Consider the following 11,713-nt stretch of genomic DNA (forward strand, 5'->3'; position numbering starts at 1 on the left):
GGCGGACACCATACGTGCCTGCCATCGTCTGGCCAGGCGCGGATTCCTGTTCGGCGGCTCAACCGGCACGGTAATCAGCGGCGCAACGGACTGGTTGGCCCGGCATGACACGCGCGAACTCACCGCAGTGGCCGTCGGCCCGGACCTCGGCGAGCGCTACCTCGACACCATCTACCAGACCAACTGGCTGCAGGATCTCTACGGTGAGGACGTGCTCGATTCCGGCAAGGAGACCGCCGATTCCTGGGTAGCCGCCCCACCGCCGGCGACACGGTAGGGGCGTCGGCCGGACCCTGCGGACCGGCAGCCGCATTGGCAATCCTCACCAGCTCCGGGTTCGTGAGCCCCGGGCGCTGCGTCCGAGGAGCCGGCAGCGCCGACAAGGCCCTTCCCGATGTCCGCCTCGGCCGCTCGGGTCCGATCCGGTCGGGCGCGACGCTCGGGATCCCTGTATCGCTGACGCTTCCGAGGAGCGGTGTTGAGCCATTCGTGTTGTGATCGATGGCGGGGGAGGCAACTCTGTCGGAACGGGAGGAAATCATGGTTGAGACACTGCGAGCGCGAGACATCATGTCCGGCGGCGTGCAGTGCGTCGGTGCGCACCAGTCGCTGTTCGACGTGGCGAAGATGATGCGCGATCTGAACGTCGGCTGCCTACCCATCTGCGGCGACAACAACAAGCTCACAGGCTTGATCACCGACCGTGACATCGTCGTCAAATGCTGCGCCGAGGGTATCGACCCGGCAACCGTGCAGGCCGGATCACTCAAGGCCAAGGTGCACTGGATCGATGCCGAAGCGGACGCCGGCGATGTCCTGACGACCATGGAGGAACACCAGATCAAGCGGCTGCCGGTGATCGACGTCCAGGGCGGCCACCGGCTGGTCGGCATGATCACGGAGGCGAATCTTGCGAAGAATCTGAGCGACGAACAGATCGCCGAGTTCGCGAGCCGCGTATACGCGAGTGCCGGGACGTCCAGCCGGTCCACGGACTGAGGTCTCGCCGAACCCCACAGGAGCCGGGCCAGGTTGTGATCTGTGCCTGTCTGGCGGGGCAAGCGAGCCTCACCATGTCGGTGTGACGAATGGACTCGGTGGGTTCACGTGCGTCTCGCCATGAATCAGATCGACTCGGTGGTCGACCACCGTACGATCTCGGCCGAGATCGGCCTTGCCTCGGATGACGACACCAACCGCCGGTTCCGGGGCTTTTCACCCCTCTTGGCGCGGTCGTGCAGAACGGTCAATGACGGCACGACGACTCATCGCACAAGCCGGTCGGGCATGTCCGTCCCGGCTGCGCCCGTGCGCGTCCCAGACGCGGTCGGGCATGGCACAGCGGGGATGCCATGGCGGGTGATCTCGGCACGCGGCCGTTCAGCCGTCGGCCCTCAGGGCCTGGAGCAGCATCGGTATCGAGGAGTGCAGCTCACGCTGCCAGTACGGCCAGCCGTGGGTCCCCGGTCCGTAGAAGTTGGTGGTCACATACTTCGCGCCCTTGCGTTCGAGTTCGCTCGCAAGGGCTTGGTTCTGCCTGTTGAAGTCCGCCTCCAGCGCGCTTGCGCTGCCCGGCGGGTCCAAGGGGCCGGTGGTGCCGTCACCGCACGACAGGTAGACGGGGATCGGCGTGAGGCGCTCGGCCAGGTGGAACGGGTCGTGGGCCGCCCAGACATCACGTTGCGCGACCGGGTCGCCCCAGACCCTCAGCGGGTCGTTGCCCTGGCCGGCGAAGAACCCCATGATGCGGTTCGTCGACTCGTCGTTGAGCAACGGGTGCACGGAACCGGAGTACGCCGCGGCCGCCTTGAACATCCCGGGGTGCCGGGCGGCATACAGCAGGGCGCCCTGCCCACCCATCGAGAGTCCCGCCACGACGCGGTTCGTGCTCGCCCCCCAGCCGTGCTCAAGGAGCAGGCGCAGTTCCTTGGTGTGGAAGGTCTCCCACGCCGGGTCACCGCCCCGGCCGTAGTTCCACCAGTCGCTGTACCAGCCGTTCCAGCCGGCCTCCGGCATGACCACGAGGACATCGCGCAGGCTGTCGGTCCGCGCGATGTCGGTCCGAGCGGTCCACGACGTGTAGTCCCCGCAGCAGCCGTGCAGCAGCCAGAGCGTCGGCCAGTGCCGGCTCCGGTCGCCCGGGTCCCAGCCATCGGGCGTGAGCAGTCGTACGTTCACCGTCCGGCCGCCGAGGGCCGGTGAGCGGACCGACAAGTCGACCTGGCGGTCGGCGACCTGGGTGACCGCGACGACCTCGGCACCCCGGGCCGGCCCCCCCGACCCGCCCGCCTCCCGGGCAGGTGACATTGTCGACGCGACGGCGAGCGCCGGCGGGGTCGATGCGACGGCGAGCAGCAGTGCGGCAAGGACGAGCAGGAGGCGGGATCGGTGGATCGGGACGGCGGTCATGGCGGCTCCCGGTGGTCGGTGGTCGCTGGCTCCGGTGTTCTCGGACCGGACCGGGTCAGCCCCGGTCCGGCAGGATCAGCAGTGCATCCCCGACAGGGCGTTCACCGGCCGCGTCGGACGGGTTGTTGATCACTTCTCCGTCGACCACCATCGTGGTCGACCCGCCGCCGTCGAGATTGACCGCGTCGCGCAGGCCGAGTGTCCTGGCGACGGCGGCGCTCTCGGGGATGCTCAGCCCGAGCGCATCCGTGCCGCGTCCGTCGGCGGTGACGAACACGGTCCTGCCGGCGGCGTCCACCCCGGCCAGCGTGCGTGGGTTGCGCTTGTGCACCCAGCCGTAGTAGAAGCTCGCGTTGCCGGGCTGCACCATTCCGTCGGTGGCAGGCGTGACGTGCAGCCGCCCGTCGCGGACCAGTTCCGGGCCGCCATTGAAGATGCTGGTCGCCGGTGATGGAGAGACCTTGTGACCGCTGCCGTCCCGCAACATCCCCTCGATGCGCAGGGGTCGGCCGACCTGCGCCAGGGTGGCCAGCTCGGCGACGCGCGTGCCGGTCGCCTGCACGGAGCTGCCGCCGGCCGGCAGCGATCCGCCGCGCGGTGAGCGGAGTTCGAGGACCCGCCCGCGGGCGTCCAGTACGGCCTCCAGGCCCTCTCCCTGTGGCGTCCGCCGTCCGTAGTCCGGCGTGATCGCCACGAGTTCGTCGCGGTCGGTGCAGGTCACGTCGTGCAGGGGCCGCGAGGTCGGAGTGTCGTCGGCGGTACCGCCGCAGTTCCTGATCAAGCCCGGTACGCGGTCGACGCCGTCCAGAGGTTGCGACGCGTCCCGGCCGACGGCCCGTCCCTCCCAGGTGAGCCGGGCGACCGCGCTGTGCCGGCCGGAGTCGCGCACCACCAGGCCGGGGCGCCCGTTCACCGGCTCGCTCAGCAGCCTGCCGTCGTAGACGCCGACGCCGGCCGGATCGCCCGGTGCTCCGGCGCTCGGGTCGAGGACGAAGAACCCGCCGTTGACCGCCGCGGTCGCGCCGGCTGCGGCTGCCAGCTCGCTGGTCTTCTCGCGGTTCTCCAGATCGGACCCGTACGATGCCTTGAGCCCGCCGCGGAACCGGTCCGGGTCGATGGTGAGCACGTCGATCCGCCACGGGCCACGGTCCGCCGGGTTCCCGTCCCAGCCGGTGTACACGACGGACCCTGCGTACCCGGACCCTCTCAGCCGGGTGCGCTCCGCCGTCCCGATGGACTGCGAGTCGAACCGCCCGACCCGGACCCGCCATCCGAGCGTTCCACCGGCGTAGTCGGCGACCGCCGGAGTCGTGACCTCCTCGACCCGGGCGTCAAAGCCGTCCTCCTGCAAGTCGGCAGCCAGCTCGTCGGCGCTCGCCCGGTCCTTCAGCGCCGTCGGCGGCGCGTCGGGGTCCGGCGAGGTGACGCCGCCGGGTATCGAGACCTCGACCGTCCACGCAAGCGCCGGGGCGTCGGCACCGCGCACGATCCGCGTGAGGGTGACACCAGGCTGCAACGTCCGCGTGCTGCGGGTCTCGGTCAAGCCGACGGCGCCCAGCGGCAGGGCACGCGTCGGCCCCGGCCGCGGCTCGGAGGAGGCGGGCGCCGGCAAGGCGCCCACCAGGGCGAAGAGAGCCAGACCCGTACACGCACCGAGCAATTTGCTGTTCACGTGCCCCCTTGGAAAGAACGGCCCAGCAACGGTGCCTGCGGCAGCGGCCACCAGTCAAGACGTGTGCACGTCCATCTCCTCGCCTTCTCGGGGCAGTTCAACCATGCCGGCAGGCCGTGACGGCCCATTCAGGTCCTGACAGAAGGACCTGTGCGTCCGGGCCGGGTCGTGTCGTCAAACCGCCGTCGTCGCCCGGAGGGCGGCAGTTCGACGACGCGGCCTGCCTCCCAGAAGTGGGCACTCCGGCACGCTGGGAATCCTTGTCCTTCCCGGGCTCGGTGGGCGCACGGCAAGGCCGGCGGGGGAAGCCGGCACGATAGGTCCGCGGAGTGCGGAGTGCTCCCCTCCGCGGACCACCGCACCTAACCTTGCATGTATGACCACGGGGGATGAACTGCTCCTGCTCGCGATAGTCCCGGGCAGACGGCGCATACGGATACGGGGCGAGGACCGGCTCCGGTTCGCCCTGCGGACCTCGGAGTTGGCGGATCTGATCCTGGCCGGACGGATCGCCGTCGGGCGCCGGCGGATCAAGGTGTTGGACACCCGGCCCGTCGAGGACCGCCGCCTGAGCAATGTCCTGCACACTCTCGGCGCGGCTGCTCCCCCGCCCGACCTCAGGGACTGGCTGCGCCGGACACCGCGCTCCCTGACCGTCGAGTACCTCTCCCGGCTGCAGGACCAGAAGGCGGTCCGTGTCCGTCGGTGGCGCGATTCCAGCGGCCGTACCCGCCGCGACATTCTCTCCGTGGACCTGCCGCGCCGCCGGGCGCTGCTGACCCGCCTCGACAGCGTGGGCCGCACCGGCTCCGCAAGGTCCACCGCCGACCGCGACCTCACCCTCGCCGTGCTCGTCCAGACCGCGCGCCTCGCCCCTGCCGCCTATCCTGGTCTGCGCGGCATCAACGACCGCCGCCGTATGGCCGCCCTCGCCGCAACGCACCGTCTCGCCCCCGCAACCGCCGGAGCGGCGCCGGTCGCCGACGAGGAACTCGCTGCGGCGCTGACCACCGGCGCCGACGTCCTCACCCGCCAACTCCTCGGCGAGCTCAGTGACCTCTACGCCGACTTCACCACCGGTGGCCACGGTCTCGGCCACGACCTGGACTCGGGCAGTTGGTCCGAGGGTGGCGCAGGCGGCACCGGCCACCACGGCGGCGGGCACGCCGGCTGGTGACTCCGACAGCCGGGAGCCGTACGGCTCTTGACCGAGCCCGGGGCCCATCGCACCGCGGCGGTCGAATACGCCCGGGCGCCGGTGCGAACCCGGCACGGACGCCAGGGGCGTCACACAGCGAGCGGGGCATTCCGGCCGGGCAGCTCACTGGGCGGCAGCCACTGGTCGTCCCCATGCCCGAACGGCACCTCTGCCGGCTCGGTGGTGTGCGCGACACTCGTGAAGCCGCTTGGCCTCTGCCGGACAAAGGCCAGCGGTGCCAACTGCTCGTGGCGCACGAGCAGGACGGCGGTCCTGCCCGGCGCGGTGAATGCGGCGAGCGAAGTTGTGCGTCGGCTCCCCGCCCGCTGTGTGCGCTTCGAGTGAATTCCCGGCATGTTCCCGCCGAGTGAGTTCCGCCGAGCGGGAGTCCACGCTCACGCTCGATCAGGACGGACCGCAGCCACCAGGAGATCGCCGTGCACATCCTGCTTGTCGCAAGCGCCTTCAACAGCCTTACCCAACGTGTCCAGGCGGAGCTGCGGGACCACGGGCATTCCGTTGCCGTGCAGCTCACGCACGCGGAAGACCCGGTCCGGGAAGCCGTCCGCCGGGAGTGCCCGGACCTCGTTGTGGCGCCGTACCTGAAGACCGCGATCCCGAGGGACGTCTGGTCGGTCCACACCTGTCTCGTCGTCCATCCGGGGCCGGTCGGCGACCGCGGGCCCTCCTCCCTGGACTGGGCCGTCCACGAGGGAGCGGACCGCTGGGGCGTCACCGTACTTCAGGCGAACGCGGAGATGGACGCGGGCGACGTCTGGGCGTCCGTGGCCTGTCCGCTGCCCCCGGTGGGCAAGAGCGACCTGTACCGCAACGAGATCTCGGATGCCGCCGTGGAGGCGGTGCTTCTGGCGGTCGGACGCTTCGCGTCGGGGACGTACACTCCGGCGCCGCAGGCCTCCGACGTCGGCGAAGGCTGCCGCCCCCTGTTCCGCCAGTCGCTGCGTCGCATCGACTGGCAGTCGGACTCCACCGCGGCGGTGGTCCGTAAACTCAGGGCGGCGGACTCCCAGCCCGGTGTGCTCGACGAGTTGCTGGGCGGCGAGTGGTTCCTGCACGGCGGGTATCCCGAGTCCCGGCTGGGCGGGCGTCCGGGTGATGTGGTGGCCACCCGGGACGGCGCGATCTGCCGGGCGACCACCGACGGCGCGGTGTGGATCCCAGAGCTGCGGCCACGGCGGGCGCCGGGTGGCCCGGCCACCTTCAAGCTCCCCGCCACCTCGGCGCTGGCCGGGCGGCTGTCCGCCGTGCCCGAGCGGCCGGCTCCGATGCACCGGACCGGGGCCGACGACACCTGGTCCGAGATCGGCTACCGGGAGGAGGCCGGGACCGGCTTCCTGTCGTTCTCGTTCCGTAGCGGCGCGATGAGCACGGCGCAGTGCCAACGCCTGCTGCGCGCCTACCGGTTCGCCTGCTCCCGGCCCACCTCGGTGCTGGTCGTCGGCGGCGGCCGGGACTTCTTCTCCAACGGCATCCACCTCAGCGTGATCGAGGCAGCGGCCGATCCCGGCGCCGAGTCCTGGGCCAACATCAATGCCATGGACGACCTGGTGGAGGCGGTGCTGACCACCACGGACCGGCTCGTCGTCGCCGCGCTGGCCGGGAACGCCGCGGCGGGCGGGGTGATGCTGGCCCTCGCCGCCGACGAGGTGTGGTGCAGGGCGGGCGCGGTATTCAATCCGCACTACCGCCTGATGGGGCTGTACGGATCGGAGTACTGGACGTACACGCTGCCGCGACGGGTGGGTGCGGCGGCGGCCGACCGGCTCATGCGGGACGCCCTGCCGGTCAGCTCCACCGCGGCCCACCGGCTCGGGCTGATCGACAGGGTGATCCCGTGCGCCCCCCGGTCGTTCGACTCGGAAGTCGGCGCCCTGGCGACCCGCCTGGCCGCCCTGCCCGCTACGCAGTCCCGGATCCACGCGAAGAAGGAGGAGCGGGACCGGGTCGACCTGGCCCCCTATCGGGAGGCCGAACTCGTCCGCATGCACCGCATCTTCACGGACCCGCACCACCCGTACCACGGGCTGCGCCGGGCCTTCGTCCGCAAGGAGCGCCCCGCGTCCGGCACCGCGGTCCCGCAGCCCCCGTTCCCCGGGGACTGACCGCGGTGCGGCGGCGGAGCGGCTACCGCTGCTCCGCCAGCCAGTCGTGCCAGTGGGCCAGGCCCTCGCCGGTGGTCGCGGAGACCGTCAGCACGCGCACGTCCGGGTTCACCGAGCGCGCGTGCTGCGCGCACTGCTCGACGTCGAAGTCGACATAGGGCAGCAGATCGGACTTGTTGATCAGGATCAGGTCGGCAGCGGCGAACATGTAGGGGTACTTCAGCGGCTTGTCCGTGCCCTCGGTGACCGAGATGATCACGGCCTTGCTGCGCTCCCCCAGGTCGAACAGGGCGGGGCACACCAGGTTCCCCACGTTCTCCACCATGAGCAGCGATCCCTCGGCCGGGGACAGCACCGTAAGGGCGTCCCGCATCATCTCCGCGTCGAGGTGGCACCCCGCCCCCGTGTTCACCTGCACCACGGCGCAGCCCGTACGCCTGATCCGGTCGGCGTCGAGCCTCGTCTCCTGATCGCCCTCGATGACGGCCACCGGCCGGCGGCCGCCGAGGTCGGTGACGGCGCGTTCCAACAGGGTGGTCTTGCCTGCGCCCGGCGAGCTCATCACGTTCACCGCCACGACGCCGCGGTCGGTCATCCACGTCCGGTTGCGCTCCGCGAGCAGGTCGTTCTTGGCGAGTACCTTCTGCTCGATGGTGACGGTCTCACCGACTCCACTCGGCTGACGACACCCGTGCGGATGAGGGTGCGGGTCCGGATGCCGATGTCCGTGGTCCGGCGCATCGTCCTCCCGCAGCATCACGATCCTGGTCCCGCCGGACTCCTCGGCACAGCCACAGGTACCGCACATGGTTCAGCCCACTTTCATGGAGACGATCTGCAGTTCCTGTCCCGATGTGATCTCCACATCCGCGCTGCCGCAGGGACACAGCAGAATCAGGTCGGTCAGGGTGAATTCGGCGCCACAGGTGCGGCAGCGGCCGGCGCCGGGCGGCTGGTCGATCTCCAACTGTGCGCCCTCGGCGACCGTTCCCTCCGTGACCAGGCCGAAGCAGAACCGCATCGAGTCGGGCACCACGGCCGTGAGCACGCCGACGCGGACGCGGACCGAACGGACCGGAAGCCCCCCGGCGCGTTCGCACACCGAGTCGACGACGCTCTGTGTGATGGCCAGCTCATGCACCGGTGCCTCGTCCTTCCGCGGGTGGCTCCGACCGTAGGGCCACGGGAGGACCGCGGCGCCGTCCGACGGGACCGCTCCCCCGCCCGGATCACCCGAGCGGGCCACCACATGCCGTCATTCGGCCCCGGTGACGAGCCGGGGCGGCGAATTCCCCTGTTGCCGGTGCCCGCGAATCGAGGCGTGATGGTAGCAATGTGCGCGTACCCACCCGTGGGGGCCGATGGCCGGTAGGCCGTCATCCTGAAAGGCGACACTGCCATGCCGACAGAGGAAGCGGTAAAGGCGGAGGACACACTGATCCACGTCCTTTGGATCAACGCAGGACTGAGCTGTGACGGCGATTCCGTCTCCCTGACCGCCGCCACGCAGCCGAGCATCGAGGAGATCGCGCTCGGCGCCCTGCCCGGACTTCCGCAGGTCGCCGTCCACTGGCCGCTCATCGATTTCGAATGCGGTCCGAACGGCGGCGCCGATGATTTTCTCGAATGGTTCTTCAAGGCCGATCGCGGAGAACTGGAACCGTTCGTTCTGGTGGTCGAGGGATCCATTCCGAACGAGCGGCTGCACGACGAGGGTTACTGGTGCGGGTTCGGCAGCGATCCCACCACCGGCCAGCCGATTACGACCAGCGAGTGGCTCGACCGGCTGGCTCCGAAGGCGACCGCGGTCGTCGCGGTCGGCACCTGCGCGACGTACGGCGGCATCCACGCCATGGCGGGCAACCCGACCGGCGCAATGGGTGTTCCCGACTACCTGGGCTGGGACTGGAAGTCCAGGGACGGAATCCCGATCGTGTGCGTCCCCGGGTGCCCGATCCAGCCGGACAACCTCTCGGAGACGCTCACCTACCTGCTCTACATGGCCACCGACCAGGCCCCGATGATCCCGCTCGACGACGCGCTGCGGCCGACGTGGCTGTTCGGGTCGACGGTCCACGAGGGCTGCGACCGAGCCGGGTACTACGAGCAGGCCGACTTCGCGACCGAGTACGGCTCGCCGAAGTGCATCGTCAAGCTGGGCTGCTGGGGCCCCGCGGTCAAGTGCAACGTGCCCAAGCGCGGCTGGATGAACGGCATCGGCGGCTGCCCCAACGTCGGTGGCATCTGCATCGGCTGCACCATGCCCGGGTTCCCGGACAAGTTCATGCCGTTCATGGACGAGCCCCCCGGAGGAAAGCTCTCGACCAACGCGGTCGGGCTGTACGGGTCGACGATGCGGCGGCTGCGCCACCTCACCACCCACACCCTGGACCGCGAACCGAAATGGCGTAAGCCCGGCGGGAAACTCACGACCGGCGCCAAACGCACCTGGTGAGTGACCGCGTACATCACCACAACGGACAGAAAGAAGAGGCGGCCAATGACCGCGACGCAGCACAAAGGTGCCGGAGGCGGCCAGGGAAAGAACGACCTGGTCGAGATGGCGTGGGACCCCATTACCCGGATCGTCGGCAGCCTGGGTATCTACACGAAGATCGACTTCAAACAGAAGGTGGTCGCCGAGTGTCACAGCACCAGCTCCATCTTCCGGGGCTATTCGGTCTTCATGAAGGGAAAGGACCCGCGGGACGCGCACTTCATCACGAGTCGCATCTGCGGAATCTGTGGTGACAACCACGCCACATGTTCCTGTTACACGCAGAACATGGCGTACGGGGTGAAGCCGCCGCACCTCGGGGAATGGATCGTGAATCTCGGCGAGGCCGCGGAGTACATGTTCGACCACAACATCTTCCAGGAGAACCTGGTCGGGGTCGACTACTGCGAGAAGATGGTCGCGGAGACCAACCCCGGGGTGCTGGAACAGGCCAACCGCACCCCCTCCCCGCACGCCGACGCGCACGGATACAAGACGATCGGCGACATCATGCGATCGCTGAACCCGTTCACCGGCGAGTTCTACCGCGAGGCGCTCCAGGTCAGCCGGATGACCCGGGAGATGTTCTGCCTGATGGAGGGCCGGCACGTCCATCCCTCCACGCTCTATCCCGGCGGGGTCGGCACCGTGGCGACCATCCAGCTGATGACGGACTACATCACCCGCCTCCAGCGGTACGTCGAGTTCATGAAGAAGGTCGTGCCGATGCACGACGATCTCTTCGACTTCTTCTACGAAGCCCTGCCGGGGTACGAACAGGTCGGCAACCGGCGCATCCTGCTGGGCTGCTGGGGCTCCTTCCAGGACCCGGAGCACTGCAACTTCGAGTACAAGGACATGACCGACTGGGGCCGGAAGATGTACGTCACCCCCGGTGTCGTCGTCGACGGGAAGCTGGTCACCACCGACCTGGTGGAGATCAACCTCGGCATCCGGATCCTGCTCGGTTCGTCGTACTACAACGACTGGGACGAGCAGGAGACCTTCGTCTCCCACGACCCGCTCGGCAATCCGGTCGACCGGCGCCACCCATGGAACCAGCACACCAACCCGCAGCCACAGAAGCGGGACCTGGACGACAAGTACAGCTGGGTCATGTCGCCGCGGTGGTTCGACGGCAAGGACTACCTGGCGCTCGACACGGGCGGCGGCCCGCTCGCGCGGCTGTGGACCACCGCGCTGGCCGGTCTGGTCGACATCGGCTACATCCAGGCCACCGGCCACAGTGTCAAGATCAACCTCCCCAAAACCGCCCTCAAGGGGCCGGTGGAGCTGGAGTGGCACGTCCCGAAGTGGAGCAACACCATCGAGCGCAACCGGGCGCGCAGCTACTTCCAGGCCTACGCGGCCGCCTGCGCGCTTCACTTCGCGGAGCAGGCGCTCGTGGAGATCCGCTCCGGGAACACCAAGACCTGGGAGAAGTTCGAGGTGCCCGAGGAGAGCGTGGGCTGCGGGTTCACCGAGGCGGTCCGCGGTGTCCTCTCCCACCACATGGTGATCCGGGACGGCAAGATCGCCAACTACCACCCGTACCCGCCGACTCCGTGGAACGCCAGCCCCCGCGACACATACGGCACGCCCGGCCCCTACGAGGACGCCGTGCAGGGCCAGCCGATCTTCGAGGAGAACGACCGGGAGCACTTCAAGGGCATCGACATCATGCGCACGGTGCGCAGCTTCGACCCCTGTCTGCCCTGCGGTGTGCACATGTATCTCGGCGAGGGCAAGAAGCTGGAACTCCTGCACTCCCCCACCCAGTCCGCGGGCAGTGAGTGATGGCGTGGGAGGAGTCC

General features: G+C 69.5%; 9 protein-coding genes and 1 pseudogene. 6 read left to right on the forward strand and 4 right to left on the reverse strand.

All coding sequences use genetic code 11. The features are described from left to right. Both ABZY11_RS38520 and ABZY11_RS38525 read left to right on the forward strand, forming a co-directional pair. Window positions 1–277, forward strand: a pseudogene (locus ABZY11_RS38520) (2,3-diaminopropionate biosynthesis protein SbnA); the annotation flags it as partial. Window positions 278–540: 263 nt separating this feature from the next. Then, window positions 541–999, forward strand: a complete 459-nt coding sequence (locus ABZY11_RS38525) for a CBS domain-containing protein (protein WP_356483639.1) — start codon at window positions 541–543, stop codon at window positions 997–999. A 381-nt stretch (window positions 1,000–1,380) separates the two neighbouring features. On the opposite strand, the gene ABZY11_RS38530 is transcribed toward ABZY11_RS38525, so the two are convergent. Together ABZY11_RS38530 and ABZY11_RS38535 are read right to left on the reverse strand one after the other, a co-directional pair. Beyond that, the gene (locus ABZY11_RS38530; protein WP_356483631.1) at window positions 1,381–2,409 is read right to left on the reverse strand and encodes an alpha/beta hydrolase family protein; all 1,029 of its coding nucleotides are present in this window, start codon (window positions 2,407–2,409) and stop codon (window positions 1,381–1,383) included. 55 nt (window positions 2,410–2,464) lie between these two features. Further along, window positions 2,465–4,081, reverse strand: coding sequence for a phosphodiester glycosidase family protein (locus ABZY11_RS38535; protein WP_356483632.1), 1,617 nt, complete (start codon window positions 4,079–4,081; stop codon window positions 2,465–2,467). Between the two features lie 376 nt (window positions 4,082–4,457). On the opposite strand from ABZY11_RS38535, the gene ABZY11_RS38540 reads away from it, so the two are divergent. Together ABZY11_RS38540 and ABZY11_RS38545 are read left to right on the forward strand one after the other, a co-directional pair. Continuing rightward, entirely contained in the window at window positions 4,458–5,258 is an 801-nt protein-coding gene (locus tag ABZY11_RS38540; protein ID WP_356483633.1) for a GPP34 family phosphoprotein, read from the forward strand. A 458-nt stretch (window positions 5,259–5,716) separates the two neighbouring features. Further along, on the forward strand, window positions 5,717–7,402 hold the full coding sequence (locus ABZY11_RS38545; RefSeq protein ID WP_356483634.1) for an enoyl-CoA hydratase-related protein: 1,686 nt from the start codon (window positions 5,717–5,719) through the stop codon (window positions 7,400–7,402). A 22-nt stretch (window positions 7,403–7,424) separates the two neighbouring features. Here ABZY11_RS38545 and hypB read toward each other — a convergent pair whose 3' ends face one another. Together hypB and ABZY11_RS38555 are read right to left on the reverse strand one after the other, a co-directional pair. Beyond that, the gene (gene hypB, locus ABZY11_RS38550; RefSeq protein ID WP_356483635.1) at window positions 7,425–8,210 is read right to left on the reverse strand and encodes a hydrogenase nickel incorporation protein HypB; all 786 of its coding nucleotides are present in this window, start codon (window positions 8,208–8,210) and stop codon (window positions 7,425–7,427) included. A 3-nt stretch (window positions 8,211–8,213) separates the two neighbouring features. After that, a complete protein-coding gene (locus ABZY11_RS38555) occupies window positions 8,214–8,543 on the reverse strand; it encodes a hydrogenase maturation nickel metallochaperone HypA (RefSeq protein ID WP_356483636.1) in 330 nt (109 codons plus the stop codon). A gap of 258 nt (window positions 8,544–8,801) precedes the next feature. On the opposite strand from ABZY11_RS38555, the gene ABZY11_RS38560 reads away from it, so the two are divergent. Together ABZY11_RS38560 and ABZY11_RS38565 are read left to right on the forward strand one after the other, a co-directional pair. Then, a complete protein-coding gene (locus ABZY11_RS38560; protein WP_356483637.1) occupies window positions 8,802–9,857 on the forward strand; it encodes a hydrogenase expression protein HypE in 1,056 nt (351 codons plus the stop codon). A gap of 45 nt (window positions 9,858–9,902) precedes the next feature. Beyond that, window positions 9,903–11,696, forward strand: a complete 1,794-nt coding sequence (locus ABZY11_RS38565; protein WP_356483638.1) for a nickel-dependent hydrogenase large subunit — start codon at window positions 9,903–9,905, stop codon at window positions 11,694–11,696. Window positions 11,697–11,713: the final 17 nt, after the last annotated feature.

This window comes from Streptomyces sp. NPDC006510, assembly GCF_040611955.1.
Classification (GTDB): Bacteria; Actinomycetota; Actinomycetes; order Streptomycetales; family Streptomycetaceae; genus Streptomyces.

Excerpts from the sequence above, each read along its gene's own strand:
- ABZY11_RS38525 (WP_356483639.1), top strand. The coding sequence starts at position 541 with ATGGTTGAGACACTGCGAGCGCGAGACATCATGTCCGGCGGCGTGCAG.
- ABZY11_RS38530 (WP_356483631.1), bottom strand. The coding sequence starts at position 2,409 with ATGACCGCCGTCCCGATCCACCGATCCCGCCTCCTGCTCGTCCTTGCC.
- ABZY11_RS38540 (WP_356483633.1), top strand. The coding sequence starts at position 4,458 with ATGACCACGGGGGATGAACTGCTCCTGCTCGCGATAGTCCCGGGCAGA.
- hypB (WP_356483635.1), bottom strand. The coding sequence starts at position 8,210 with ATGTGCGGTACCTGTGGCTGTGCCGAGGAGTCCGGCGGGACCAGGATC.
- ABZY11_RS38560 (WP_356483637.1), top strand. The coding sequence starts at position 8,802 with ATGCCGACAGAGGAAGCGGTAAAGGCGGAGGACACACTGATCCACGTC.
- ABZY11_RS38565 (WP_356483638.1), top strand. The coding sequence starts at position 9,903 with ATGACCGCGACGCAGCACAAAGGTGCCGGAGGCGGCCAGGGAAAGAAC.